This is a genomic window from Spirillospora sp. NPDC047279, from assembly GCF_040643285.1.
Lineage (GTDB): Bacteria > Actinomycetota > Actinomycetes > Streptosporangiales > Streptosporangiaceae > Spirillospora.
In genome coordinates, this window is sequence record NZ_JBEYUA010000011.1 from 96,480 (window position 1) to 121,066 (window position 24,587).

Here is a 24,587-nt window from a genome sequence, read left to right on the forward strand (position 1 = left end):
CTATTCCGGGCCGTGCGCGCCCGGACGCCCGGCGGGGCTCAGACGAGGTCGCGCAGGGTCTCGTGCGCCAGGACGACGGTCCCCTTGACGCGGGCCGCGACGGTCGGGGCGTCCCAGATCCCGTGCCGGGCGCAGTCCTCGAAGGCGACGCGGGTCGCGCCCGAATGGAACGCCACGATCAGCTGCGGCCGCAGGTCGGTCTCGGGGTCCACGCCGAGGCGCTGCGCGATCAGGGCGGCGAGCAGCTTCTCGATCTCGGCGTACCGGGCCATGTGCGCGTGGACCAGCGCCGGGGTCGTCTCCACGAGCTGGTGGAGCTTGCGGAACCGCTCGCTCTCCTCCTGGCCGCTCTCGGAGATCGTCTCCAGGACGACGGACAGGCAGCCGAACAGCGCGGCGAACGGCTTCTCGGCGGGCGGCCTGGCCGCCAGCGCGTCCTTCATGAGCTGGTCGTACTGGACGAGGGTGTCCATCACGACGTCCTCCTTGGTGGCGAAGTAGCGGAAGAACGTGCGCTGGGAGACCTCCACCGCCGCCACGATCTCGTCGATCGTCGTCGCCTCGTATCCCTGGGCGAGGAACAGGTCGAGCGCGGCGTCGACGAGCGCCAGCCGGGTCCGCTGCTTCTTGCGTTCGCGGAGGCCTGCCAGCGTCCCCGAGAGCGCGCGGCCGTCGTCCGCGGGGGTAGCGGTCATCGTGGTCTCCTTCGTCGTGCCCCCGGACTGGCGGAATCGGTATACGGGGTTTATCACGCCGGGCCCTTCCGCAGGAGCGGGCCGGAGACCGCTCGGGGCCACCCGCGACCGCCGGGTGCCACCTTTGGAAGCGGTACGTAAGTATGTAGTTCCCCTACGTTACGTAGACCTGGTGACGCTCAGGGGAAGGATTTAGGTTGCTCGACTCTCCTGGATCCCTTGCAGTGATCATTTCTTCGGGTCATGCTGGGTGCCGGTCACGGATCGTCCCATGGCGGTCACCAGAGGTGATCGAGCGGCCGATGCTTCCCCACCCCTGACGAGGCGGCTGATCGCGGTGTCTGTTGTCGGTGCGCACGAAATCGCCGAGGTGCGGCGGCACCATCTCGCCGCACTCGCGTACGAGGTCGAGTCGCGCGGTCTCCGGTGGCGGCTGGCGGGCCCCGAGGAGTCGGTCCTGGGCGTCGCCAACCCGCGGAGCCGGATGCAGGTGATGGTCGTCGCGACCCCGTCCATGGAGGGCTGGTCGTACCTCTGGACGGGCGGCGGCATCTCCGGCGTGGGCGACGTGTCCAGGGTCGCCGACCAGCTCGCCCGCCTGCTCGCCTGACCCCTCGGGCATCTCCTTCACCTGGGACAACGCGCGCCGCTCGGAAACGTCCCGCGACGCGCCGGTAATCGCCCTTCCGGACGGCCTCCGGTCACCCCCGCCTTGCCTCCCGCGGGCCCGTTTCCCTAGACTCCCTGACGAACGTATGTTCGAACGGCTGCATGTCTTCCCCCGTGCGGCGATCACAGGATCTAGGGCGGGGGGAGGCAGATGACTCGCGTGTTCGGGGACCCCGTGGACGTCTGGGTGACCGATGGACGTCCGGTCAGGTTCGTCTGGAGGGAACGGGTCTACACCGTTCGGAGAGTACTGGAGCACTGGGTCACCACCCGTGACTGGTGGCGGGAGCAGCAGCCCGACGCGGAGGTGACGGGCGAACGTGAGTTCTGGCGGGTCGAGGCCTCGCCGGACGACGAGATCGGGGTGTACGAACTGCGCCGCGACGCCGCCACCGACACCTGGATGCTCTCCCGGGTGTGGGACTGAGGTGCCCAGGTGACCGTGCACCTGCATGTCGCCTCCGCCTACTCGCCGCGCCACGGCGTCGCCGCGCCGGCGGCGCTGGCCGAGCGGGCGGCCGGGCTGGGCATGGAGATCCTCGCGCTGACCGACCGCGACGGCCTGTACGGGGCGGTCAGGCACGTGCGCGCCTGCCGCGCCGCGGGGATCCGTCCCGTGCTCGGCGCCGACCTCACCATGGATCCGGGGGGTGGGGACGGCCGGGAACGCGTCGTGGTCCTGGCCGCCGGCGCCACCGGCTGGCGTTCCCTCTGCCGCCTGGTCACCGCCGCCCACGGCGGGGAGCGCGGCGCGCCGGCGGTCACCCGGGAGATGGTCGGCGCGCACGCGGAGGGACTGGTCGTCCTGCTCGGCCCGCACTCGGACGTGGGCCGGGCGATCGCCGAGCGCCGCCCCGACCTGGCCGCGCGGCGGCTGGCGGCCTGGCGGGAGACCGCCGAGGCGGTGATCGAGATCGTCAACCACCACGCCGCCGGCGACGGCCACCGCGCCGCGCGGATGCTGGCGCTGGCCCGCTCGTCCGGAGTGCCCGCCGTGCTGGGCAACGCGGTGCGCTACCTGGAGCCCGCCGACCATCCGGTCGCGCAGGTGCTGGACGTCACGCGGCGGCTCGTCCCGCTGCACCGGCGCCACCTCGACGACCACACCGGCCACGCCTACCTGAAGTCGGCGGAGGAGATGCGGCGGGTCGCGGAGCTGAGCTGCGGCCCCGGCGCGGCGGGGGAGGAGGAGGCCGCGCGGCTGCTGGCCGACACCCGGCTGCTGGCCGAACGGTGCGTGCTCGACCCCGACCGCGATCTCGGCATGGACCGCGCCCATCTGCCCGACGTCGCGGGCGACCCGTTCGCCCGGCTGACCGCGCGGTGCGACGAGGGCCTGGCGCGGCGCGGCCTCGGCCGGTCGGACGAGGCCGCCGGGCGGCTGGCGCACGAGCTCGGGATCATCCGGCGCAAGGGGCTCGCCGCCTACTTCCTGACGGTGGCCGACGCCGCCGCGCTGATCCGGTCCCGCGGCATCCGCTGCGCCATCCGCGGCTCGGGCGCGGGCAGCCTGGTCAACTACCTGATCGGCATCGGTGACCTCGACCCGATGCGGCACGACCTGGTGATGGAGCGGTTCCTGGCCGACAGCCGCCCGGGGTTGCCCGACATCGACCTGGACGTGGAGTCGGCGCGGCGGCTGGAGGCCTACCGGGCGCTCTTCGCCCACTTCGGCGACGACAGCGTGGCCTGCGTGTCGATGATGGAGACCTACCGGGCCCGCAGCGCCATCCGCGACGTCGGCAACGCGGTCGGCCTGCCGCCGCACGAGATCGACACGATCGCCAAGGCGTTCCCGCAGATCCGCGCCGGCCAGATCCGGGCCGCCCTGCGCGACCTGCCCGAGCTGCGGCAGAGCAACCTCGGGCAGGGACAGCTCGACGTGATCTTCCGGATCGCCGAGCGCCTGGACGGCCTGCCCCGGCACATCGCGATGCACCCGTGCGGCGTCCTGCTGTCCAACGCCACGCTCCGCGACCGCACCGCGGTCGAGCAGAGCCGGCTCGGGTTCCCGATGAGCCAGTTCGACAAGGAGGACGTCGAGGCGATGGGGCTGCTCAAGCTCGACGTCATCGGCGTCCGCATGCAGTCGGCGATGGCGCACACGGTGGCCGAGGTCGCCCGGGTGACCGGCGAGCACATCGACCTGGAGGCGGTGCCGCCGGACGACGGGCCCACCTACGAGCTGATCCGCACGTCCAGGACGCTCGGCTGCTTCCAGATCGAGTCGCCCGGCCAGCGCGAGCTCGTCGGCAAGCTGCAACCGCGCACCCTGGCCGACCTGGTGATCGACATCTCGCTGTTCCGGCCGGGGCCGGTGAACGCCGACATGGTCACCCCGTTCCTGGAGAGCCGGCACGGCCTGCGGCGGCCGGACTACCCGCACCCCGACCTGGTCCCGGTGCTCCAGGAGAGCCTCGGCGTGGTGGTCTTCCACGAGCAGGTGCTGCGCGTGCTCGACGTCATGACCGGCTGCGGGCTCTCGGCCGCCGAGGCGGCGCGGCGCAGCCTGGCCACCGAGGCGGGGCAGGAACGGGTCGCGGCCTGGTTCCGGGAGCGGGCGCTGCGCCGGGGCCACGACGAGCCCACGGTCGAGCGGGTGTGGCGCATGCTGACGGCGTTCGGCGCGTTCGGGTTCTGCAAGGCGCACGCGGCGTCGTTCGCGCTGCCCACCTACCAGTCGGCGTGGCTGAAGCGGCACCACACCGCGGCGTTCTACGCGGGGGTGCTGACCCACGACCCCGGCATGTACCCCAAGCGGGCGATCCTCGACGACGCCCGCCACTTCGGCGTGCCGATCCTGCCGCTGGACGTCAACCGTTCGGCCGCGGGCTGGCATGTCGAGCCCGTCTCCGCGGGCGGCTCCACCGCCGCCGCCCCGCCCCCGGAGGCGCCTTCCCGGCCTTCTCCGGACGGCGGCGGGTTCGGGATCAGGGTGGCGCTGAACGAGGTGCGCGGCATCAGCGAGGCCGAGGTCGAACGTGTCGTCGGCGAGCGGGCGGGCCGCCCGTACTCCTCGTTGCGCGACTTCTGGCGGCGGGCCGGGGTCTCGCGCCCGATCGCCGAACGGCTGGTCATGGCCGGCGCGTTCGACGCGCTGCACGGGCCCGGGGTCTCCCGCCGCGACCTGCTCTGCCGGGTCGGCGCGCTCGACCGGGCGACCCCGGACACCCGGGGCCTGATCGACGGCCAGCTGCCGCTGGGCGAGGACGAGTTCGTCGAGGAGATCCCGCCGGGCGAGCTGCCCGCGATGACGCCGGCCGAGGTGGTCGAGGCGGAGCTGGAGATCCTCGGCATGGACGTCAGCCGGCACGTGCTGAGCTTCTACGACGACCTGCTGGCGGCGCTCGGCGTCGTCCGGGCCCGTGACCTGCCGGAACGGGAGGCGGGGAGCGAGGTCCTCGTCGCGGGGGTCAAGGTCGCCACGCAGACCCCGGCGGTCAGGTCCGGACAGCGCGTGATCTTCGCCACCGTGGACGACGCGACCGGGCCGGTGGACGCGACGTTCTTCGAGTCGGTGCAGGACCGGTGCGCGGCGACCGTCTTCGGCTCGTGGCTGCTGGTGATCCGCGGCCGGGTGCGGCGGCCCGGGCTGCGCGCGGTCAGTCTCAACGCCACCGCCTGCTGGGACCTGGTGAGCCTGTACGAGGAGTGGCGGCGGGGCGGGACGCCCGCCGTCCGGCGGCTGATGGCCGCGGCGGACGGCACCGCCGCGGGCCCGCGCGCCGCGAGCCGGATCGTCTACGCCAACGGCTTCGCCATGTCCCCCTATGCCATCCCACAGCCCCCGCCCAGCCGCCCTCCCAAGGGGCAAGCCGCGCTCGGCCTTCCCATGGGCCACGCGGGCGGCGCCGTCAAACGTCCGCCCGGCCGTCTGTGGCACGCCAGCGGCGGCTCGTCCGGTTAGCGCGGATCGTCTCCGGCCAGAGCTAGAGGAGGACGGGGGAGCGCACCTGGAGCCGGGTGATCTGGAACACGTTCACCATGCAGAGGGCGGCGGCCAGGGCCTGGAAGGCCGCCGCCGCGACGCCCAGATGCACCGAGAAGCGGGCGTCGGCGAGCGTGGTGACGCTGCTGGCCGCGAACATCTTGGCCAGGCCGACGCCGAGCAGGACGCTGACCCACCAGCCGCCGACCACCAGGCCGACGGCATGGCGTTCGGCCGTGCGGTAACGGCCGCTGCTGACCCAGATGTCGTAGACCATCCGCGGCGGCATCCACAGGTTGACCACCGGCAGCACCCAGCCGAAGATCACCCAGGCGCGGTGGTGCCGGTGCGGCCCGGCGGACTGCCGGTAGGCCCGCCACAACCAGCCGAGATAGAGCAGCCCGGTGATCACGGCCATGATCCCGCAGACGAGGAAGACGTCGGCGTACGGGGTGATGGCCGCACCGGTGGCCGCCGCGTCGTAGTCGTCGTGGGTGGCGTTGCGCAGGGGATCGATCAGCCGCAGCAGGCTGATGCCGGAGCCGAGCGCGATGAACGCGTTGAAGCCGAGCAGCATGAAGACCGCGATGCCGACCGCGCGGAAGTCGCGCCGCCGCGCCCAGGCACCGCACGCCGGGCAGCGTGCGACCTCGGTGGGGATGATGTCGCCGCACAACGCACACGGCATTTGCCCGTACCTCCGAGACGACTTTGCGCTCCGTTGCCTCGGATGCTACGTGGCTTTACCTTCGGTTGCCCAACCGCGGACCCGGCCGGTGGTGATCGTCGGACCTGGGGATCACAGCACGAACCGGGCCGTGACCAGCGCGATCGCGGCGGCGAGCACCGACCAGGCGGCCAGCCTGCGCGGGCCGCCCGACACCACGAGGCGTTCGGGACGGAACCCGGTCACCGCCGCCAGCGCCCACCATTCGGCGGCGGCCCCGATCGACGCGTACAGGTGGCCGAACCCCAGCATCGACGGCACCAGCACCAGCCCCGCCGGGGTCAGGCCGTGGGCGACCAGGGCGATGCGGCGCGGGTGGCCGGACAGCCCGCGCCGCAGCCCGCCGGCGATCACGCCCCAGCCGGCGGCCGCGGCGATCCACACCGCGAGCACGGTGGTCGGGATCCCGTTCAGCGTGCCGGACCTCCCGCCCGGCCGGGCCGGCGGAGGTCAGCGGCCAAGGCCCGATTCCCAGGCCCAGGCGGCGACCTCCACGCGGTTGCGGGTGCCGAGCTTGCGATGAACGCTGCCCAGGTGCGTCTTGACCGTGGAGAGCGACACGAAGAGCTCACCGGCGATCTCCTCGTTCGTCCGGCCGCGCGCGACGAGGCGGACGACGTCGAGCTCGCGTTCGGTGAGCGGCTCGCCGGGCGGGGGAGCGGGCGCCGCCACGGGCCTGGCGAGGTGCTCCAGCAGGCGGACGGTGACCGAGGGGGACACCAGCGCCTCCCCGTTGGCCGCCGCGCGCACCGCCTCGACCAGCAGGGCCGGGCCGCCGTCCTTGAGCAGGAAGCCCGCCGCCCCGCCGCGCAGCGCCCCGTAGACGTACTCGTCCATGTCGAACGTGGTGACGATGACCACCCGCAGCGGCTCGGCCACGTCCGGCCCGGCCAGCAGCCGGGTCGCCTCCAGGCCGTCCATCTTGGGCATCCGGATGTCGAACAGGCAGACGTCGGGACGCAGGCGCCGGGCCAGCGCGACCGCCTCGGCGCCGTCGGCGGCCTCGCCGACCACCTCCATGTCGGGTTGCGAGTCGACGATCATCCGGAATCCGGTCCGGACCATCTCCTGGTCGTCGGCGATCAGTACACGGATGGTCACGGTCCCGATTGTGGCAGGGATCGGCCACCGGGGAGGACCGCCACGACCTCCCATCCCCCCTCGGGGCGGGGACCGGCGTGGATGCGCCCGCCCAGCGCCTCGACCCGCTCGCCCAGCCCGACCAGGCCGAACGCGCCGGACGGCAGCCGCCGCCCGCGTCCCTGCCCGTCGTCGCGCACGGTCACCTCCACGCCCTCGGCCGTCCGGCCGACCCGGACCCGGACGGCGGTCGCGTCCGCGGCGTGCTTGCGCGCGTTGGTCAGCGCCTCCTGGACGATCCGGTGCACCGACGTCGCCACCTCGGGCGGCAGCTCGCCGAGGTCGCCGGCGATGTCGAGGGACGCGGGCGGGGAGCCGAACCCGGCGACCAGCTCCTCCACCCGGGCCAGATCGCCGACCGGCCGGGTCGCGGAACCGGCGGCGCCGGCGTCGCGGTTGTCCTGCGCCTCGCGCAGCAGCCCGACCATCCGGCGCATCGAGGTCAGCGCCTCGGTGCCCGCCTTCTCGATGCCCGCGAACATCGCGTCGAGCTGCTCGGGGCTCCGCGGCGCCGCCGAGCCCGCGGTGAACCGGGCGGCCTGCGCCTGGACCACGATCCCCGTGATGTGGTGGGCGACGAAGTCGTGCAGGTCACGGGCCAGCTCGAGGCGTTCGTCCCGGCGGGCCGCCGTCAGCGCCCGGGCCCGGCGCGCGTCGATCGCCCGCAACCACAGGCCGGCGCCGATCGCGATCGCGACGAGGACGGCGAGCGGCGCGGAGAAGAGCAGCAGGCTGATCGCCGAACCGCGGAACGGGATGATCACGATCGCGCCGCCGACCAGCACGGTCATCGGCACCAGGCGTTCCCTGGGCAGCTGCCAGATCACCCGGGTGACCACCACGAGCAGCCCGGACAGCTCCAGCAGCATGCTCGGGTTGCCGATGGGCGGCCGGACCAGCGCCGCGTAGACCGTGAGGGCCAGGGACAGGCCCGTGGCGATCAGGGCCCAGACCACGAACCGCCTGGTCGTCAGCGCCGCCCACGCGCAGACCCCGGCCGCGAAGATCATCGTGAGGAAGAACGGCAGGTGGCTCCTGCCGCCGGCGGTGCCACCGGCCACGGTGACCAGGCACAGCAGCAGGTAGAGGCCCGCGAACGCCCCCGCCGTCCCGCGCACCAGGCAGCCGCCCAGCGACGTGATGCGGTCGAGCCGTTCCCCCGTGTCACTCATGGATACGCAGGCTACGACTCCGGCGTGACCCTCGTATCGACCATTCGGCCGATCCCGGCGTGTCAGCACGAGCCGTCCGTCCGATGTGGCCGGCCGGTCCGGGCGCGGACGCTGGAGACATGAACGCCATGTACCTGATCTACGTGCCGGTCGCCGTCCTCTTCGCCGTCTTCGTGGTCTACGCGGGCCTGATCATGCCGGTCAAGGAGGTCGGCGAGTCCCTGCGGGAGCGGAAGGAGCCACGAGGCCCCGACGGGCCGCCCAGCGGCTCAGACGGCTCAGACGGCTCAGACGGATCCGGGGGGTCCGGCGCCGACGTCCTCCAGCTCCGTACGTCCTCCGACCACCGGAAGGCCGCCGCGTGAACGAGATCGTCCTGTCCGGGCACGGCCTGGTCAAGAGGTTCGGCCCGACCGTCGCCCTCGCGGGGGTGGACCTCGCGGTCGCCCGCGCCGAGGCCGTGGCGATCATGGGCCCGTCCGGCTCCGGCAAGTCCACCCTGCTGCACTGCCTGGCCGGGATCATGAAGCCGGACGGGGGCGAGGTGCGCCTGCTCGGGCAGCGCGTCGACGCGCTCGGCGAGCGCCGTCGCAGCGAGCTGCGGCGCACCCGCTTCGGCTTCGTGTTCCAGTTCGGCCAGCTGCTGCCGGAACTGCCCGCCGACGAGAACGTGGCGCTGCCGCTCATGCTCGGCGGCGTGGCGCGCGGCGAGGCCGTACGGGCGGCCCGCGGCTGGTTCGGGCCGCTCGGGCTGGCCGGGATGGAGGGCCGGCGGCCGGGCGAGCTGTCCGGTGGCCAGGCCCAGCGCGTCGCGATCGCCCGCGCCCTGGTCACCCGGCCCGCCGTGGTGTTCGCCGACGAGCCCACCGGCTCCCTCGACCAGAACACCGGCCACGAGACGATGCGGCTGCTGGTGGACGCCACCCGGCACAACGACGCCTCCCTGGTCGTCGTCACCCACGACCCGAACGTCGCGCGCTGGTGCGACCGCACGGTCGAGGTCCGCGACGGCCGGCTGCTCGTCCCCGCCGGCGGGGCCCTGTGATGCGGACGGCCCTCGACCTCTCCTGGCGGCTGCTGCGCGGCGGCGGCCGCCGGGGCCTGCTCGGCTCGCTGCTCACCCTCGCCGCCGTCGCGGTCTCCACCGGGCTCCTGCTCTTCGCGGTGGCCGCCAACCACGCCTTCGCCCAGCGGGCCGACGCCGACGCCTGGCGGCACCCCGCCACCGCCGCCGGTACGGCGACCGCCGTCCAGGCGCTGAGCACCGACTACGTCCGGGGCGAGCCCCTCACGATCGTCGACCTGGCCGCCACCGGTGGCGGCCGGGCACCCGTGCCGCCCGGAATGAAGGCCTTCCCCCGGCCCGGCGAGCTCTGGGTCTCGCCCGCGCTCGCGGACCTGATCAAGCGGCTGCCCGCCGACCAGCTGGCCGGGCGGTTCCCGGCCGGCCCGCCGGCCGGCGTGCTCGGCGACGACGCCCTCGTCCACCCCGGAGAGCTGGTCGCGGTCGCCGGGCGCACCGCCGCCGACCCCGTCATGAAGGGCGAGCGCGGCGACGCCAGGGGCGCCGAGACGGCCGCGTCGCCCACCCCGATCGACCACTACGCCACCGGCGCGGTGTCGACGGTCCCGCAGATCTACCAGGTGCTCGCCGTCATCGCCTCGGTGCTGATGGCCGTTCCGCTGCTGGTGTTCGGCGGCGCCGCGGCCCGCCTGACGGTGGCCCGCCGGGACCAGCGCCTCGCCGCGCTGCGCCTGGTCGGGGCCACGCCCGGGCAGGTGGTGGCGATCACCGCGGCCGAGGCGGTGCTGACCGCCGCCGCGGGCGCCGTCGTGGGGCTCCTGCTGTACGCCGCCGCCCTCCCCGCGCTCACGCGGATCACCATCGGCGGCGGGACGTGGTTCGCCGGCGACCTGTGGCCCGGGTTCGCCCTGGTGGGGGCGGTGCTCCTCGCGGTGCCGCTGCTCGTCGGCGTCAGCGCGGTCGTCGGCCTGCGCCGCGTCGTGGTGAGCCCCCTCGGCGTCGCCAAGAGGCAGACCCCGCCGGGCATGAAGGCGATCCGGCTGGTCGTGTTCGGCGCCATCCTCATCGCGTTCGCGATGGCCGGCGGCGGCCTCACCGCCATGGGCCGGACCGGCGCCGTCATCCTGGTGATCCTGCTGTCGCTGGCGTTCCTGTCCATCAACCTGGTCGGCCCGTGGGTGGTCGCGATCATCGGGCGCGTCACGGCGGCCACCGCCCGCGGCCCGGCCCGGATGCTGGCGGGCCGCCGCCTGATCGACGACCCGCGCGCCGCCTGGCGGACGGTCGCCGGGGTGGCGCTCACCGGTTTCGTCGCGGGATTCCTCTGCCTCATGAACCCCGGCGCGATGCCCGGCGCCGACGCCAGGGACCGGATGGAGCTGGTCGTCCCCGAGACGCGGGCTGCGGCGGTGGCCGAACAGGCCGGGCGGCGGCTGAACGGCACGCCCGCCACGGTGCGGGTGGGCGAGGACACGTTCGACGGAACGTCCACCACCGTGACGATCACCGTCCCTGGCGGCGAGGCGGCGGTCGACCGGGCGCGCACCGCCCTGCACGACCTGGTGCCCGGCACCACCGCGGCCCCGCCCGCCGGCGCGGGCGCGGAGCTCTACCTGCTGGCCGACCTGCGCACCGGCGCGCTGACCGTCCTCATCGTGTCGTTCCTCATCGCCATCACCAGCGCGGGCATCACCGGCGCCTCCGCCGTGCTCGACCGGCGGCGGACGTACGCGATGCTCCGGCTGGCGGGCACCCCGCTGGAGGTGCTCGACCGGGCGCGGCGCCAGGAGACCCTCATCCCGCTCGCGATCATGGGCGGCGGGTCGTTGCTGACGGGGTTGTTCTTCGCGTCCCCGTTCGCGGTGGGCTTCGGCTTCGCGGGCGCCCTGACGCTGCTGGCGTTCACGACCCTCGGGTTCGCCGGGATCATCGGGGCGAGCGCCCTCAGCCGCCCGCTCCTCCGCTCGGTCACCGCCGACCCGGCGCCGCGTCCCGACTGACGTCCTGGCCGGGGCACCGGCCGGTGCCCCGGGCCGAGCGAAAGTCGATCACGGACCGTGATCCATCCGCGAAAACCCATTCGAAAAATGTCAGAGGCCAGGCGTAACGTGATCGTGTGACAGGGGAGACACCGGGGAATACACATCGAACCGGGGAGCTTGTTCGATGCGTACCTCCGGGTATCACGACCGGCGCGACGCCGGCGTAGCAGGAAGGGGCAGACACCGTGAACGAGACGACGTTCCCTCACCTTTCCCGCCCGAGGCTCGACGGTCCCGCTGAGCGGACGGTGATCGAGCCGTGGCTGACCCACACTCCGTCTGCTCTCGCGCTCAACACCTACGCCGAGGTCCATCCGTCGCCGCCCCCGCTGGCGACCATCGAGTCCCTGCCGGTCCACCGTCCGCGGCCGGTCGCCGAGCCGGTCCTGCAGCCGGCCGTCCAGCCGGTCGCCGCGGCCGTCGTTCAGCCGGTCGCACAGCCGGTCGCACAGCCGGTCGCACAGCCGGTGGCCCAGCCCGCCGTTCAGCCCGTGGGCCTGGCCGCCTGACCCGATCCGTCCGTCCACCGCCCCCGCCGGCACCACCTGCCGGCGGGGGCGGTGCCGTCTTCGGGTCCTGATCCCCCGTGATCAGACCGGTGCGGATCAGGCTGTGCGGATCAGGCTGTGCGGATCAGGCTGTGCGGATCAGGCCAGGGCGCGGGTCACGGCCTTGGCGGTGAGCGCGGCGGCGTGCTCGACCGTCGTCACCCCGGCGGAGAGGGACGGGTGCCCGGCGGAGACGACGGCGATCAGGTAGTCGTGCGCGTCACCGGTGATCCGGCCCATGCTGGTGACCGTCCAGGCGCCGCCGTCGACCCGGCGCGGCAGCCAGCCGTTCTTGAGGGCGACGGTGTCGCCGTCGCCGGCCGCGGCGCTCACGCCCCAGGCCTGCTCGTCCACGACGCCTCCCATCAGGCGCAGCACGTACGCGCGATGGGCGGCGGTGAGCGGGCTCTTCTTCGAGGTCAGCGCGGTCAGGAGGCGGACCTGGTCGGCGGCGCCGGTCGTCGTCGAGCCCCAGGCCGCGCCCGGTCCGGCGGTGGTCTGCCTGAGGCCGAGCCTGCGGTTGGCCCTGTCCAGGGCGGGGCCGCCGCCGATCGTGTTCCACAGGGCCGTGGCGGCGGCGTTGTCGCTCTGCCGGATCATCCGGGCCGCCAGCGAACGTTCGGACGCGGTCAGCGCGCGGTCGTCGCGCTGGGCCTGGAGGAGCAGCGCCACCAGGATGTCGACCTTCACGACGCTGGCCGTCGCTGTCCGGACCCCCTTCGCGTAGGAGTAGGAGACGCCGGTGGCCAGGTCCTTGATCGCCACCGACAACCGGCCGTCCCGGTCGTCCAGGTAGTTCGTGAGCGCGCGGGTCAGGGCCGAGCGTTCCCGCGCGGACAGGGCCGGCGCGGACGACGGTGCCGGCGAGGGCGTGGCGGGCGGTGTCGCGGCGACGGGCGCGGGCGGGGCGGCGGCCATCGGGGCCGGGTCGGGCCCGTTGTTCACGGTCAAGGCCACCGCCAGGGCCGCGGCGGCCGTGGCGGCGACGCCGGTACGGAGGGCGGCATGCCGGAATCTCATGCCGTCCGAGCGTGATCGGTCAACCTGGACGGGCCTTGAGGGCAACCTGAGAGTCCTGTTTCCTTTCTCATATAATGAGATGCAGTTCTCAAACTATGAGAAGCATGTCTAGAGTGGCAGGACATCGGCACGACGAGGAATGAGGTGTCTTCGATGTCCGCCTACACGCACGGCTTCCACAAGACGGTGCTGAGCTCCCACACGTGGCGCACGGTCGCCAACTCGGCCGCCTACCTGATCGAGCACCTCCGGAACGGGGCGTCGGTGCTGGACATCGGCTGCGGGCCGGGCACCATCACCGCCGACATGGCCGAGCGGGTCGGCCGGGTGACGGCCGTCGACGCGTCCGCCGAGGTGCTGGAGCAGGCCGCCGCCGAGGCGGCCCGGCGCGGCCTGGGCAACGTGACGTTCGGCGTGGAGGACGTGCACGCGCTGAGCTTCGCCGACGGCTCGTTCGACGTCGTCCACGCGCACCAGGTGCTGCAGCACGTGGCCGACCCGGTGGGCGCGCTGCGCGAGATGCGGCGGGTGTGCCGGCCCGGCGGCGTCGTGGCGGCGCGCGACGCCGACTTCGGCGGCTTCGTCTGGCATCCGAGCCCGCCCGGGATGGACGAGTGGATGCCGGTCTACTACAAGACCGCGCGGGGCAACGGCGGCGAGCCCGACGCGGGCCGCAGGCTGATGTCGTGGGCGCGGGAGGCGGGCTTCACCGACGTCACCGCGTCCGCGTCGGTCTGGTGCTACTCCACGCCGGAGGAGCGCGAGTGGTGGAGCGAGTCGTGGGGCGGGCGCCTGCTCGGCTCGGCGGTCGCCGACCACGCGGTCGCGGGCGGGCACGCCACCCGGGAGGACCTTCAGCGGATGTACGCCGGGTGGAAGGCGTGGGCCGCCGCGGACGACGGCTGGTTCGCCGTCCCGCACGGCGAGATCATCTGCCGCGCGTGACGTTCCACTCGGCCGGCAGCCCGGCGTCGCAGAACGGGCAGGCGTAGTGCCCGTCCTTGACGATGGTGATCTCGCCGCACGACGGGCAGCGGCGGAAGACGATCGGGTACGTGAACCCGCCGGGGCGGGCCAGGCCCGCCCGGTCGAGGGCCGCCGCGACGTCCGGCCAGGAGGTGAGGTCGGGGCAGTATCCGGTCGACTGGTTGCTGACCTCGGTCACCGCGCCGCCGGCGAAGGTGATCTCGCCGGCGGCCAGCACGGGGGCGCCCGCGGCGCAGGCGACGTGCTCGCTGCGCCGCGGCGCCAGCCGCAGGGTGCCGTCCAGCGCCACGACGTAGGTGAACGGCTCGGAGAGGTCCGACTCCGCCGCCCATGCCGCGAAGTCGCCGGGCGAGGCGATCCGGCGACCGGCGGGCCCAGTCCGGGCCGCCACGTCCGCGGGGCCCACGTACTCGTAGATCAAGGTGTGCGCCAGCCGGGATCCCGGCCGGCCAGGCCGACGAGACGGTCGAGCGGCGGCGCGTCGTCCGGAACGGGAACGGGCGTGCCGAACGGGCCCTCGCCCGGCGACCGGCCGAGGAACCCGATGCACGCCTCGACCGCCTCGGCCGGCGGCTCGTAGGGCTGCCCGGAGGAACGCGCGACGTCCCAGCCGTGCACGACGACCTCGTTCAGCGCGACCAGGCCGGCGACCTGGCCGGGCAGCTGGATGCCGCCCGCCTCGGTCATGCCGTCCCACGCGTCGTCCTTGCGCCACGCGTCGGCCAGCCCGGCGAGGCGCTCGGGGATGCTCTCCCGCCAGCCGTCCGGCAGCCGGGACGCGTCGCCGGACGGGCCCTGCGAGCCGCCCGGCACCGGGGACTTGGCGGCGGCCAGGGTGAACGCGTACGACAGGCCGTTGACGTGATCGAGCAGATCGCCGAGCGTGTACGCGGGACACGGCGTCGGCCCGGTGAGCCGGTCATCGTGCACGCGGGCGATCAGCTCGGCGACGTACCGGGTCGCGGGCCCCAGGTCCGGGTTCATGGACGGCTCCTCGTTCGGTCGGTGTTGCCAGGATCCTCCGCGAATGGAGACCCGGCGGGCCGCCGGAACTCATCGCTCACATCACCCATCTCCGGAAACCGCCCTCGGAGTTGATGACCTGGCCGGTGATCCAGCCGCTCTCCGCGGAGGCCAGCCAGCCCACCAGCCGCGCCACGTCCTCCGGGCTGCCCCAGCGGCCGAGCGGCAGCGCCCGGCCGACCCGCGCCGTGAGCTCCTCGTCGGCCCAGCCGGTGTCGACCGGGCCGGGGTTGACCGCGTTCACCGTGATGCCCCGGTCGGCCAGGGCGTCCGCGAGGCTGAGCGTCATCTGGTGGATCGCGCCCTTGCTGATCGCGTACGGCAGCTCCCGGCTCATCGGCGCCAGATGCTGGCCGGACGTGAACAGGACGATCCGGCCGTCGGGCCGCCCGGTGTGCGCCGCCGCGTACGCCTGGGCGAGCAGGACGCTCGCCCGGGCGTTCACGGCCCAGGTCAGGTCGAGCTCCTCGGCGGTGACCGAGGCGAGGTCCTGAAGCGAGCTGCGCGCGTGGTTGGCGATCAGGACGTCCACCGCGCCGTACGCCTCGACCGCGGCGGCGACCACCTCGCCGGGCGCCTCCGGGCGGGAGAAGTCGGCGGCCACGTGCCGCAGCCGCGGCCCGATCCCGCCGAGCGCCTCGATCACCCCGTCGATCCCGGCCGGGTCCTCGCCCCAGTCCATCTCGGCGTCGTGCGGCGTCCACGACTGGACGAGCACCCGCGCGCCGTCGGCGAGCAGTTCCTGCGCGATCGCGAACCCGATCCCCGCCCGCCGGCTCACCCCGGTCACGACCGCGACGCGTCCCTCGAATCTCCCCATCAGGCCCACGCTAGTGAGCGCTCCCGTCAGGTGGTGGCCTCTTCGGGGAGCGGGGCGTCGGAGGGGGTGCCGTCGGGGGCGGGGCCGGCGCGGCCGGGGAGGAACCCGGCGGCCAGGAACATCAGGGCGATCGCGGCGGTGCCGAGGTAGGCCACCGTGTGGAAGCCGCCGAGCAGGTCGCCGGCGGTCTCCATGACGAGGGCGACGGCGGCGATCCCGAACGAGGCGCCGAGCTGGTTGAGCATGTAGAGCACCGAGCTGCCCTGGGGGACGAGGCGGGCGGGCAGCGTCCGGTAGAGCGACCCCATCGCCGGGGCCCCGACGCAGCCGAGGCCGAGGCCGATCACCAGCCCGGCGGCCGCCGCCCAGATCAGCGGCGTGCCGGTGCCGAGCCGGGTGAGCGCGAGCATGCCGAGCCCCGACAGGAGGGCCCCGGCACGGACCATGGTCCGGCCGCCGAACCGGTCGCTGTGGCGGCCCGCGAACGGCGAGGCGAGGGCGGCGCCCAGGCCCGCCGGCGCGACCAGGAGCCCGGCCGCGAGCGCGCTCCGGCCGTGCACCTGCTGGAAGTACAGCGGCAGGACGAAGAGCGTCGCGAACAGCGCGACGCCGGTGAGCGTCATGGCGGCGACGCCCGCGGAGAACCCGCGTCCGGCGAAGAGCCTGAGGTCGATCAGCGGGGGAGCGGAACGGCGGGACCGCAGCGCGTGCGCCCCGTAGACCGCCGGCAGGACGAGCCCGGCGGCCAGCGGGGTCAGTGCCTGCCAGGCGGTGATCCGGGCGGTCTCCGCGGTCTGCGACAACGCCAGGCAGAGCGCCGCGAGACCGGGGGCGAGCAACGCGAGCCCGATGACGTCGAGCCGGGTGCGGTCCGCGGTCACCGGGCGGTCGTCGGGGAGCACGCGGACGGCCAGCGCCAGCGCGAGCACGCCGATCGGCAGGTTGACCAGGAACATCCACCGCCAGCCGAGCCCGTCCAGGACGACCCCGCCGATGACGGGGCCCAGGACCGGCCCGAGAGACAGCACGCCTGTCATCAGGCCCATCACCTGGCCCGCCTGGGAGGGCCCGGCGGCGCGGGCCAGCAGGACGAGCACGAGCGGGTCGAGGATCCCGGCGCCCAGGCCCTGCACCACGCGGAACGTGATCAGGGTGCCGGCGTTCCAGGCGAGCCCGGAGGCCAGCGAGCCGGCCAGGAAGAGGACCAGGCCGAGCAGCCACGGCCGCCTGGCCCCGAACCGGCCCACCGCCCAGCCGGTGACCGGGATCGTGACGATCAGTGTCAGCAGGTAGGCGGTGGCGACCCAGCCGATCGTGCTCAGCGGACTGCCGAGCTCGGTCGTGAGGGTGTCCACCGCGACGGCGACCATCGTGCCGTCCAGGATGCCCATCATCCCGCCCATCAGGACGACGGCGATCAGGAGTGGCAGCCGGGCGTCGGCACGCGAAACTAGACTCATGAGTCCAACGTAAGAGACTCACAAGTATTGAACAAGTCATCCCAGAAAACTGAACCAGTGAGTCCAATCACGTGGTTGAGGCCGTAAGCTGCGGCTCATGGGCACCACGGCGCGAGGGCGGATCGACAAGCGGGCGGCGATCCTGGACGCCGCGTACACCGTCTTCGCCCGCGAGGGGTACGCGCAGGCCGGGGTGGACGTGATCGCGGCGGAGGCGGGCGTCGCCAAGGCCACCGTCTACAACCACTTCGGCGACAAGGAGACGTTGCTGCGCGCGGCGTTCGAGGCGGTCGCCGCCGACGCGCTGGCCCGCAACATGGCCGCGGTGGAGCGCCTGGCCGGCCCGGGAGACCTGCGCACGATCCTGGAAGAGGTCGGGTACGACCTGATCCGCTGTTACTGCGACGCGAAGTCCTGGGCGCTCCGGCGCATGCTCGCGGCTGAGGTCGGCCAGTTCCCCGACCTGCTCGACATCGTCCAGGGCCGGGTGGCCGACCGCGTCATGGAGTCGCTGGCCGACCGGCTCGCCCGGCTCGCGCTGGCCGGACGCCTGCGCGCCACCGACCCGCTGCTGGCCGCCGAGCACCTCTCCGGCCTGCTCACCGGCTCGCTCGACCGGCGCGGCCGGTACGGCACGCGCGACATCCCCGAGGACGAGCTGTACGACGTGGCCCGCGCCGCCGTCGACACCTTCCTCCAGGCGTTCGGCGCGGAGTAGGGGCCGTGGAGCGGCGGGCGGGCGCGGGTCAGGGCGCCTCGCGGACCTCGGCGAGCTCGGCTTCCAGGGCCTTGATCCTGGAACGCAACGCGGCCGGCGAGTCCGGGTCGTCGGTGTCCTCGGGGTCCAGCCAGTCGTCGTGGTCCTGGTCCGGCGTCGTGGTCAGCCAGCGCAGGGCGCGGCCGACCACCGAGCCGGGGGCGTCGTCACGGGTCACTCCACAAGAGTGGCGGACGCGGCGTTTCCCTTCTGTAAACAGCGGGTCAGAAATCACCGGCGGGCCGGTGCGCATCGGTCGGTGCGCGCCGGTCAGAGCGCGTCGGTGAGGTCGCCCAGCTTCCTGGTGAGCTCCAGGTTGTGCGAGTAGTCGACCGGGACGGTGACGACCGAGACGCCGTCGTCGGCCAGGGCCTTCCGCAACGTGGGGAGCAGCTCGCCGGCCGCGGTGACCCGGTAGCCCTTGGCGCCGAAGCTCTCCGCGTACTTCACGAAGTCGGGGTTGCCGAACTTGATGTGGGAGTTGCGGCCCATCTCCAGGTCCATCTTCCACTCGATCAGCCCGTACGCCTCGTCCTCCCAGATGAGGACGGTGATCGGGATGTTCTCGCGGACGGCGGTCTCCAGCTCCTGGGAGTTCATCAGGAACGCGCCGTCGCCGGTGGCCGCCAGGACGCGGCGGTCCGGGTGCGCCAGCCTGGCGGCGATCGCGCCGGGGACGGCGAAGCCCATCGACGACAGGCCGTTGGACACCAGCAGGGTGTTGGGCTCGTACGTCGGGTACATGCGGGCCATCCACATCTTCACCGCGCCGGTGTCGGCGAGCACGATGTCCTCGCGTCCCATCGCCGCGCGGGTGTCGGCCACGATGCGGCGCGGCGACAGCGGGAAGCCGTCGTCGGAACGGCCCTCGCGCAGCTCTGCGGCCATCAGGTCGCGGATCCTGCGGCCGGTGCCGTTGAGGTCGAAGCGGCGGTGCACCGAGTCGGCGAGGGCGCGCAGCGAGCGGGAGACGTCGCCCTGGATGCCGACCTCGACCGGGTAGTGGTCGTCCACCTCGGCCGGGAACTGGTGGATGTGGATGATCTTCTTGTCCACCTTGGGGTTGATCTTGACCGGGTCGAACTCCTGGAGCTCGTACCCGACCGCGATGACGACGTCCGCTTCAGCGAAGCCGAAGTTGACGTAGTCGTTCCGCATGAAGCCGACCGCGCCGAGCGCGTTGCGGTGGTCGTCGGGGAAGACGCCCTTGCCGTTGAACGTGGTCGCGACCGGCAGGCCGAGCTGCTCGGAGAAGTGGATCAGGGCCTGGCTCGCGCGGGCGCGGGTGGCGCCGTGCCCGGCCAGCACGATCGGCCGCTCGGCCAGCGCGATGACGTCGGCGGCGCGGGCGATCTGGGAGGACGAAGGTTCCTGCGGGCGGACGACGTTCAGCGGGAGCGGGCGCAGATCGGCGGGCACGGTGGCCGCCTCGACGTCCTCGGGGATCGCCAGGTAGACGGCGCCGGGACGTTCGGTCTGCGCGGTCTTGAACGCCTTGCGGATCATCTCCGGCAGGGCCTCGGCGGTGGGGGCCAGCTCCGACCACTTGGTGATGGGCCGGAAGAGCGACACCAGGTCGACGATCTGGTGCGACTCCTTGTAGATGCGGTCCAGCCCGACCTGGGCGGAGATGGCGACGACCGGGGTGCTGTTGGTGGTCGCGTCCGCGACGCCGAGCTGGAGGTTGATCGCGCCGGGGCCGAGGGTGGCGGACGCCACGCCCGCCTTGCCGGTGAGCCGGCCGTAGATCTCGGCCATGAACGCCGCGCCCTGCTCGTGGCGGACGAGGATGTAGCGGATGGAGGAGTCGTTGATCGCGTCGACGAAGTGGATGTTCTCCTCGCCCGGGATGCCGAAGACGTACTCGACCCCCTCGGCTTCGAGGGCTCGAACGAGCAACCGGGCTGCGCCGACCTGCGGGCTGGACATCGGGTGTCCCTCTCCGATGGAGCTGTCTCGATCATTGGACATCCCGTGTAGCGCGCGGGCGACCCCGCACATTCCATCACGCGCTGTGGCGTCGGGCACGGAGGGCGGGGCCGTCCGGGGCCCGGGAGACGGGGCCGCCCGACCGGGTTTCCGCTCAGTGGAAAGATGCAGTTCAGATGGGGGCCGATCGCGGGCAGGATCGGGAGGGGGCCCGCACACCCCGCAGGGCCCCGGATGTCCTGAGGAGGAGCGATGACGCTGCTGGACGCCGGCACGTGGACCGGGAAGATCTTCGACGGAGGCTGGTCGGACCCCGCCGCGGGCGGTGCGTTCGACGTTGTCGAGCCCGCCACCGGAGCGACCCTCGGCCGTCTCGGCACCGCCACCGCCGAGGACGTGACCGCCGCCGCGGCCCGGGCCGCCGCGGCGCAGCGCGACTGGGCCGCGCGGACCTACGAGGAACGCGCCGCGATCCTGCGCAAGGCCGGCCGGCTGTTCGAGGAGCACGCCGCGGAGATCCAGGGCTGGATCGTCCGCGAGGCCGGCTCGATCCCGCCCAAGGCGCAGCTGGAGACGCACTTCGCCGAGAACCTCTGCTACGAGGCCGCCGCGCTCGCCTCGCACCCGCAGGGCCTGGTGCTGCCGTCCGCGCAGCCGCGCTGGAGCCTGGCCCGGCGCCGCCCGGCCGGCGTGGTCAGCGTGATCGCCCCGTTCAACTTCCCGCTGATCCTGTCGATGCGCTCGGTGGCGCCCGCGCTCGCGCTGGGCAACGCGGTGCTGCTGAAGCCCGACCCCCGCACCGCGGTCTGCGGCGGCGTCGTCCTGGCCCGCGTCTTCGAGGAGGCCGGCCTGCCCGAGGGGCTGCTGCACCTGCTGCCCGGCGGCGCCGACGTCGGCGAGGCCGTCATCGCCGCGCCCGAGGTGCGCGTCGTCTCGTTCACCGGGTCCACCGCCGCCGGACGCAAGATCGGTGAGGTGTGCGGGCGCCTGCTCAAGCGCGCCCACCTCGAGCTGGGCGGCAACAACGCGCTCATCGTGCTGCCCGGCGCCGACGTCGGCAAGGCCGTGTCGGCGGGCGCGTGGGGCTCGTTCCTGCACCAGGGCCAGATCTGCATGACCACCGGCCGCCAGCTGGTGCACGAGAGCCTGCACGACGAGTACGTCGCGGCGCTGGCCGACAAGGCCGACAAGCTGCCGGTCGGCGACCCGGCCGCCGGCCAGGTCGCGCTCGGCCCGATCATCGACCGGCGGCAGCTGGAGCACGTCGACGGCCTGGTGAAGGGCACCGTCGCGGCGGGCGCGCGGCTCGCGGCGGGCGGGACGCACGAGGGCCTCTTCTACCGCCCGACCGTGCTGGCGGACGTCACCCCCGACATGCCCGCGTACGCGCAGGAGGTGTTCGGCCCGGTCGCGCCGGTCGTGCCGTTCGCCACGGTCGACGACGCGATCGCGCTGGCCGCCGACAGCGAGTACGGGTTGTCGCTGGGCATCCTCGGCGACGTCGGCGCCGCGATGCGCGTCGCCGACGTGGTGCCGACCGGGCTCGTGCACATCAACGACCAGACCGTGAACGACGAGCCGGTCGTCCCGTTCGGCGGCCTCGCCGCGTCCGGCAACGGCTCCCGGTTCGGCGGCCCCGACGCCAACATCGAGGCCTTCACCGAGACCCAGTGGGTCACCGTCCGCGGCGAGATCGCGCCGTACCCGTTCTAGGGCTCAGTCGCGGACGAGGTCGCGCAGCTCGCGCAGCGTGGCCTCGTCCCGGACGCCGGCGATCAGCAGCGTGGTGACAGGGCTCTCGCGCCACAAGCGGAGGCGCTCCTTGATCCGGCCGATCGGGCCGAGCAGCGAGATCGAGTCGGCCAGCTCGGCCGGCACGGCCTTGATCGCCTCGTCGCGCCGGCCCTCCAGGAAGAGCTCCTGGACACGCTTGGCCTGCTCGGCGTAGCCGAGGCGGCCGATCATGTCGAGGTGGAAGTTGTGGTCGCGGGCGCCCATCCCGCCGATGTAGAACGCGAGCGGGATCTTGGCGAACTCGAGCGCCGAGTCGAGGTCGTCGGTGACGATCGTGGTCACCGTGGCGGCGATCTCGAAGTCGTCGGGACGGCCGGCCAGCGACTCGCCGAAGAGCGTGTCGATCTGGGCCGGGTCGACGAAGAGCGGCAGCCAGCCCTGGGTGTGGGACGCCGCCAGCGCGATGTTCTTCGGTCCCTCCGCGCCCAGGTAGACCGGGATCTCCGGGCGCACCGGGTGCACGATCGACTTGAGCGGCTTGCCGAGCCCGGCGCCGCCCGGGTAGGGCAGCGGGTAGTGCGGGCCCTCGCTGGTCACCGGGCCCTCGCGGCGCCACACCTGCCGGACGATGTCGAGGTACTCGCGGGTGCGGGCGAGCGGCTTGGGGAACGGCACGCCGTACCAGCCCTCCACCACCTGCGGGCCGGACGCGCCGAGCCCGAGGATCACCCGGCCGCCCGAGAGCGCGTCGAGGGTGAGCGCGTGCATCGCGGTCGCGGCGGGGGTGCGGGCCGACATCTGGACGACGGCGGTGCCGAGCTTGATGCGCGAGGTGCGCGCGGCGTACCAGGTGAGCGGGGTGAACGCGTCGGACCCGTAGGCCTCGGCCGTGAAGACCACGTCGTAGCCGAGGCGTTCGGCGGCCAGGACCGTCTCGGTCTGGTCGTCGGGGTCGCGCTGCCAGTAGCCGACGTTGATGCCGAGCTTGAGTTCTGCGGTCACGGGTCAACCTCCGGTCTCGACGACGTCTGACGACGCGCACCGGCGATACTAGAACACGTTCTAGTATCGCCGGAAGGGAGGGGTGATCTACAGAGGCGGGTTCAGCGGATCGCGCGGACGAGCGTCGCCCACTCCGCGGCCGAGAGGACCAGTGCGGGCCCGCCCGGATCCTTGGAGTCGCGGACGGCGCGGCGGTGGCCGGAGAGCGAGGCGACCTCGACGCACTGGTCGCCGCTTCCGCTGTGGGAGGACTTGTGCCAGATGGCTTTGGCGAGTTCGGTTCGCACCTTGTTCACGTGCTGCCGCTCCTTGCTGCGTCGAGGAGGAGGCGTGCGGACTCCTCCGGGGGGAGGGCCAGGGCCGTGATCTTGTCGAACCTGGCCTTGTGTTGGGCTATTGCCTCCACGCTTTCGAGATAAACGTCGCCCATGGTCCCCTCCACGTAGGCGATATCGGGGTCGGCGGGGTCCGGGTACGAAAGGATCGTGAATCGGCCGTCCAGCCCGGCGTGCTCGCCCACGTCGTAGGGGAGCACCTGGATCGTGACTCTCGGCCGCCGGACGGCCTCGGCGAGTGACCGGAGCTGGTCGTTCATCACCGTCTTGCCGCCGATCGGCCGGTAGAGCACCGCCTCGTCGAACACCACGTGCAGGCGCGGGGCGTCCTCCCGGTCCAGCAGGGCCTGCCGCGTCAGGCGCGCGGCGATGCGCCGCTCGATCTGGGCCCGGCCGGGCAGCATGCGGCCGGTGGTGATGACGGCCCGCGCGTACTCCTCGGTCTGCAGCAGGCCGTGCACGAGCTGGGGATCCCAGGTGCTGATCTGTGAGGCCTCGTCCTCCAAGGCCACGTAGCTGCCGGCGAACACGTCGGCGTACGCGGTCCACCAGCCGCGCTGGCCCGCCTCGCGGGCGAGGTTGATATAGGCGTCCCGCTCCGGGCTGGGCACGCCGTACAGGTCGAGGATGTCGGCTACATCGCCATGCCGTGGCCGGGTCTGCCCCGTCTCCAGGCGCGAGACCGTGGCCCGTGACCAGCCGAGCCGGTCGGCCACGTCCTGCAGGGTGAGTCCCTGCCCGTCCCGCATCCTGCGAAGCTCCCGAGCCAACCGGCGGCCACGCACCGTGGGCCGGTAGGTCATAGAGGTGAGAGTCCCCTATCCGGGCCGTCCAGTACAACGGGATTGAGCAAGCCGGTAAGAGCAATCTTGGGAAGAGAGTTGCGGCGATGAGAATCTCACGCGACGCTTTGAAATGTGACCACTCGGGGACTGAAAGTGACGGGGCAGTACGTAACCGCGCAAAACGGAACGTCACCCGGGAGGGTTCGTGCAGGCTTCGCCTGAGTTCGCCGACGACGATACGCATCTACCCGGCCGGGTCTGGGCGCTGCCACGCGGCCCTGGCTGTGCCGGTCACGCGCGTTCGGTGCTCGCGGACTCGCTCACCTCGCTGGGCGTCACCCGCGACATCATCTGCGACGCACAGCTCATGGTGAGCGAGCTGGTCACCAACGCTCACCAGCACGCGTCCGACCACGGGCCGCACGAGCTGTGGGTCTACCTGGGCGAGCGCACGGGCACGCGCGCCGCCCAGTGCCAGTCCGCCACCCCGGCCGTACGCGAGGTGCGCTGCGCGGTCTTCGACGGCCACGCCGACGCGAGGCTGCCGGGCTACTCGTGGACGTCCGGCGACTGCGGCCGCGGCCTCAGCATCGTCCGCGAGCTGTCCGAGGGCCGCTGGGGGGTGCTGCGCACCCTCTCCCGGCTGGGCCCGCCCGTGCCGGGCAAGGCCGTCTGGTTCGCCGTGCCCGTCTCCGCCGCGGTGGCGTCCTTCCTCGCCCCGTCGGGCAACGACGACTTCCCGCCCGCGCCCGGCGCCGCCTGAGCGACGCCGCGCCGCCCGAGCAACGGG

The 24,587-nt window shown here is 73.3% G+C and carries 26 protein-coding genes; 11 read left to right on the plus strand and 15 right to left on the minus strand.

Translation table 11 applies throughout. The annotated features are described in order from the left end of the window. Positions 1-38: 38 nt before the first annotated feature. The gene (locus tag ABZ810_RS27510; RefSeq protein WP_358408033.1) at positions 39-695 is read right to left on the minus strand and encodes a TetR family transcriptional regulator; all 657 of its coding nucleotides are present in this window, start codon (positions 693-695) and stop codon (positions 39-41) included. Between the two features lie 337 nt (positions 696-1,032). Between ABZ810_RS27510 and ABZ810_RS27515 the strand changes: the two genes are divergently transcribed. From ABZ810_RS27515 to ABZ810_RS27525, 3 genes are all read left to right on the plus strand, one after another. Continuing rightward, complete coding sequence (locus tag ABZ810_RS27515) at positions 1,033-1,305, plus strand: hypothetical protein (RefSeq protein ID WP_358408034.1); 273 nt, start codon at positions 1,033-1,035, stop codon at positions 1,303-1,305. Positions 1,306-1,515: 210 nt separating this feature from the next. Next, a complete protein-coding gene (locus tag ABZ810_RS27520; protein ID WP_358408037.1) occupies positions 1,516-1,791 on the plus strand; it encodes a DUF6504 family protein in 276 nt (91 codons plus the stop codon). Between the two features lie 9 nt (positions 1,792-1,800). Continuing rightward, positions 1,801-5,271 carry a DNA polymerase III subunit alpha gene (locus ABZ810_RS27525; RefSeq protein WP_358408039.1) on the plus strand — a complete coding sequence of 1,157 codons (3,471 nt, stop codon included), beginning with the start codon at positions 1,801-1,803 and terminating at the stop codon, positions 5,269-5,271. A gap of 22 nt (positions 5,272-5,293) precedes the next feature. Here ABZ810_RS27525 and ABZ810_RS27530 read toward each other — a convergent pair whose 3' ends face one another. From ABZ810_RS27530 to ABZ810_RS27545, 4 genes are all read right to left on the minus strand, one after another. Then, a complete protein-coding gene (locus ABZ810_RS27530) occupies positions 5,294-5,980 on the minus strand; it encodes a DUF4328 domain-containing protein (RefSeq protein WP_358408042.1) in 687 nt (228 codons plus the stop codon). Between the two features lie 111 nt (positions 5,981-6,091). Further along, positions 6,092-6,403, minus strand: a complete 312-nt coding sequence (locus tag ABZ810_RS27535; RefSeq protein WP_358408044.1) for a hypothetical protein — start codon at positions 6,401-6,403, stop codon at positions 6,092-6,094. A 66-nt stretch (positions 6,404-6,469) separates the two neighbouring features. Further along, complete coding sequence (locus tag ABZ810_RS27540) at positions 6,470-7,120, minus strand: response regulator transcription factor (RefSeq protein ID WP_358408045.1); 651 nt, start codon at positions 7,118-7,120, stop codon at positions 6,470-6,472. After that, the gene (locus ABZ810_RS27545; RefSeq protein WP_358408047.1) at positions 7,117-8,331 is read right to left on the minus strand and encodes a histidine kinase; all 1,215 of its coding nucleotides are present in this window, start codon (positions 8,329-8,331) and stop codon (positions 7,117-7,119) included. The genes ABZ810_RS27540 and ABZ810_RS27545 overlap by 4 nt, the downstream gene beginning before the upstream one ends. A gap of 119 nt (positions 8,332-8,450) precedes the next feature. Between ABZ810_RS27545 and ABZ810_RS27550 the strand changes: the two genes are divergently transcribed. The 4 genes from ABZ810_RS27550 (at position 8,451) to ABZ810_RS27565 (ending at position 11,906) form a co-directional block, all read left to right on the plus strand. Further along, the gene (locus ABZ810_RS27550) at positions 8,451-8,696 is read left to right on the plus strand and encodes a hypothetical protein (RefSeq protein ID WP_358408050.1); all 246 of its coding nucleotides are present in this window, start codon (positions 8,451-8,453) and stop codon (positions 8,694-8,696) included. Continuing rightward, positions 8,693-9,376, plus strand: a complete 684-nt coding sequence (locus ABZ810_RS27555; protein ID WP_358408052.1) for an ABC transporter ATP-binding protein — start codon at positions 8,693-8,695, stop codon at positions 9,374-9,376. The genes ABZ810_RS27550 and ABZ810_RS27555 overlap by 4 nt, the downstream gene beginning before the upstream one ends. Beyond that, positions 9,376-11,355: an FtsX-like permease family protein gene (locus tag ABZ810_RS27560; protein ID WP_358408054.1), complete on the plus strand. Its 1,980-nt coding sequence runs from the start codon at positions 9,376-9,378 to the stop codon at positions 11,353-11,355. Before ABZ810_RS27555 ends, ABZ810_RS27560 begins: the two co-directional genes overlap by 1 nt. Positions 11,356-11,582: 227 nt before the next feature. Further along, entirely contained in the window at positions 11,583-11,906 is a 324-nt protein-coding gene (locus ABZ810_RS27565) for a hypothetical protein (RefSeq protein ID WP_358408056.1), read from the plus strand. A 138-nt stretch (positions 11,907-12,044) separates the two neighbouring features. Here ABZ810_RS27565 and ABZ810_RS27570 read toward each other — a convergent pair whose 3' ends face one another. Then, on the minus strand, positions 12,045-12,965 hold the full coding sequence (locus ABZ810_RS27570; protein WP_358408058.1) for a serine hydrolase: 921 nt from the start codon (positions 12,963-12,965) through the stop codon (positions 12,045-12,047). A 153-nt stretch (positions 12,966-13,118) separates the two neighbouring features. On the opposite strand from ABZ810_RS27570, the gene ABZ810_RS27575 reads away from it, so the two are divergent. Then, positions 13,119-13,910, plus strand: coding sequence for a methyltransferase domain-containing protein (locus ABZ810_RS27575; protein WP_358408060.1), 792 nt, complete (start codon positions 13,119-13,121; stop codon positions 13,908-13,910). Here ABZ810_RS27575 and ABZ810_RS27580 read toward each other — a convergent pair. The 4 genes from ABZ810_RS27580 to ABZ810_RS27595 all read right to left on the minus strand — a co-directional run bounded on the left by ABZ810_RS27580 (position 13,894) and on the right by ABZ810_RS27595 (position 17,255). Continuing rightward, a complete protein-coding gene (locus ABZ810_RS27580) occupies positions 13,894-14,373 on the minus strand; it encodes a hypothetical protein (protein ID WP_358408062.1) in 480 nt (159 codons plus the stop codon). The two genes, ABZ810_RS27575 and ABZ810_RS27580, sit on opposite strands and share 17 nt — an antisense overlap. Next, the gene (locus ABZ810_RS27585; RefSeq protein ID WP_358408063.1) at positions 14,370-14,936 is read right to left on the minus strand and encodes a TIGR03086 family metal-binding protein; all 567 of its coding nucleotides are present in this window, start codon (positions 14,934-14,936) and stop codon (positions 14,370-14,372) included. The genes ABZ810_RS27580 and ABZ810_RS27585 overlap by 4 nt, the downstream gene beginning before the upstream one ends. Positions 14,937-15,012: 76 nt before the next feature. After that, positions 15,013-15,795 carry an SDR family oxidoreductase gene (locus ABZ810_RS27590; RefSeq protein WP_358408066.1) on the minus strand — a complete coding sequence of 261 codons (783 nt, stop codon included), beginning with the start codon at positions 15,793-15,795 and terminating at the stop codon, positions 15,013-15,015. A gap of 26 nt (positions 15,796-15,821) precedes the next feature. Continuing rightward, positions 15,822-17,255: a DHA2 family efflux MFS transporter permease subunit gene (locus ABZ810_RS27595; protein WP_358408068.1), complete on the minus strand. Its 1,434-nt coding sequence runs from the start codon at positions 17,253-17,255 to the stop codon at positions 15,822-15,824. Between the two features lie 97 nt (positions 17,256-17,352). Between ABZ810_RS27595 and ABZ810_RS27600 the strand changes: the two genes are divergently transcribed. Then, positions 17,353-17,973: a TetR/AcrR family transcriptional regulator gene (locus ABZ810_RS27600; RefSeq protein WP_358408071.1), complete on the plus strand. Its 621-nt coding sequence runs from the start codon at positions 17,353-17,355 to the stop codon at positions 17,971-17,973. Between the two features lie 28 nt (positions 17,974-18,001). Here ABZ810_RS27600 and ABZ810_RS27605 read toward each other — a convergent pair whose 3' ends face one another. Both ABZ810_RS27605 and ABZ810_RS27610 read right to left on the minus strand, forming a co-directional pair. Continuing rightward, positions 18,002-18,190 carry a hypothetical protein gene (locus tag ABZ810_RS27605; RefSeq protein WP_358408073.1) on the minus strand — a complete coding sequence of 63 codons (189 nt, stop codon included), beginning with the start codon at positions 18,188-18,190 and terminating at the stop codon, positions 18,002-18,004. Between the two features lie 92 nt (positions 18,191-18,282). After that, positions 18,283-19,941, minus strand: a complete 1,659-nt coding sequence (locus tag ABZ810_RS27610) for an acetolactate synthase large subunit (RefSeq protein ID WP_358408076.1) — start codon at positions 19,939-19,941, stop codon at positions 18,283-18,285. Positions 19,942-20,193: 252 nt separating this feature from the next. On the opposite strand from ABZ810_RS27610, the gene ABZ810_RS27615 reads away from it, so the two are divergent. Continuing rightward, on the plus strand, positions 20,194-21,654 hold the full coding sequence (locus ABZ810_RS27615) for a benzaldehyde dehydrogenase (protein WP_358408077.1): 1,461 nt from the start codon (positions 20,194-20,196) through the stop codon (positions 21,652-21,654). Between the two features lie 3 nt (positions 21,655-21,657). On the opposite strand, the gene ABZ810_RS27620 is transcribed toward ABZ810_RS27615, so the two are convergent. From ABZ810_RS27620 to ABZ810_RS27630, 3 genes are all read right to left on the minus strand, one after another. Continuing rightward, positions 21,658-22,677, minus strand: a complete 1,020-nt coding sequence (locus ABZ810_RS27620; protein ID WP_358408079.1) for an LLM class F420-dependent oxidoreductase — start codon at positions 22,675-22,677, stop codon at positions 21,658-21,660. Between the two features lie 101 nt (positions 22,678-22,778). Continuing rightward, the gene (locus tag ABZ810_RS27625; protein ID WP_358408082.1) at positions 22,779-22,973 is read right to left on the minus strand and encodes a DUF397 domain-containing protein; all 195 of its coding nucleotides are present in this window, start codon (positions 22,971-22,973) and stop codon (positions 22,779-22,781) included. Continuing rightward, positions 22,970-23,815 carry a helix-turn-helix transcriptional regulator gene (locus tag ABZ810_RS27630; RefSeq protein ID WP_358408084.1) on the minus strand — a complete coding sequence of 282 codons (846 nt, stop codon included), beginning with the start codon at positions 23,813-23,815 and terminating at the stop codon, positions 22,970-22,972. The genes ABZ810_RS27625 and ABZ810_RS27630 overlap by 4 nt, the downstream gene beginning before the upstream one ends. 187 nt (positions 23,816-24,002) lie before the next feature. Here ABZ810_RS27630 and ABZ810_RS27635 point away from each other — a divergent pair, with 187 nt between their 5' ends. Next, positions 24,003-24,560 (plus strand): ATP-binding protein, encoded by a 558-nt coding sequence (locus ABZ810_RS27635; protein ID WP_358408087.1) that lies wholly within the window; start codon positions 24,003-24,005, stop codon positions 24,558-24,560. Positions 24,561-24,587: the final 27 nt, after the last annotated feature.

Coding starts and splice junctions, on each gene's coding strand:
- ABZ810_RS27630 (WP_358408084.1), bottom strand. CDS start 23,815: ATGACCTACCGGCCCACGGTGCGTGGCCGCCGGTTGGCTCGGGAGCTT.
- ABZ810_RS27530 (WP_358408042.1), bottom strand. CDS start 5,980: ATGCCGTGTGCGTTGTGCGGCGACATCATCCCCACCGAGGTCGCACGC.
- ABZ810_RS27570 (WP_358408058.1), bottom strand. CDS start 12,965: ATGAGATTCCGGCATGCCGCCCTCCGTACCGGCGTCGCCGCCACGGCC.
- ABZ810_RS27545 (WP_358408047.1), bottom strand. CDS start 8,331: ATGAGTGACACGGGGGAACGGCTCGACCGCATCACGTCGCTGGGCGGC.
- ABZ810_RS27590 (WP_358408066.1), bottom strand. CDS start 15,795: ATGGGGAGATTCGAGGGACGCGTCGCGGTCGTGACCGGGGTGAGCCGG.
- ABZ810_RS27610 (WP_358408076.1), bottom strand. CDS start 19,941: ATGTCCAGCCCGCAGGTCGGCGCAGCCCGGTTGCTCGTTCGAGCCCTC.
- ABZ810_RS27520 (WP_358408037.1), top strand. CDS start 1,516: ATGACTCGCGTGTTCGGGGACCCCGTGGACGTCTGGGTGACCGATGGA.
- ABZ810_RS27550 (WP_358408050.1), top strand. CDS start 8,451: ATGAACGCCATGTACCTGATCTACGTGCCGGTCGCCGTCCTCTTCGCC.
- ABZ810_RS27615 (WP_358408077.1), top strand. CDS start 20,194: ATGACGCTGCTGGACGCCGGCACGTGGACCGGGAAGATCTTCGACGGA.
- ABZ810_RS27595 (WP_358408068.1), bottom strand. CDS start 17,255: ATGAGTCTAGTTTCGCGTGCCGACGCCCGGCTGCCACTCCTGATCGCC.
- ABZ810_RS27585 (WP_358408063.1), bottom strand. CDS start 14,936: ATGAACCCGGACCTGGGGCCCGCGACCCGGTACGTCGCCGAGCTGATC.
- ABZ810_RS27575 (WP_358408060.1), top strand. CDS start 13,119: ATGTCCGCCTACACGCACGGCTTCCACAAGACGGTGCTGAGCTCCCAC.
- ABZ810_RS27560 (WP_358408054.1), top strand. CDS start 9,376: ATGCGGACGGCCCTCGACCTCTCCTGGCGGCTGCTGCGCGGCGGCGGC.
- ABZ810_RS27600 (WP_358408071.1), top strand. CDS start 17,353: ATGGGCACCACGGCGCGAGGGCGGATCGACAAGCGGGCGGCGATCCTG.
- ABZ810_RS27510 (WP_358408033.1), bottom strand. CDS start 695: ATGACCGCTACCCCCGCGGACGACGGCCGCGCGCTCTCGGGGACGCTG.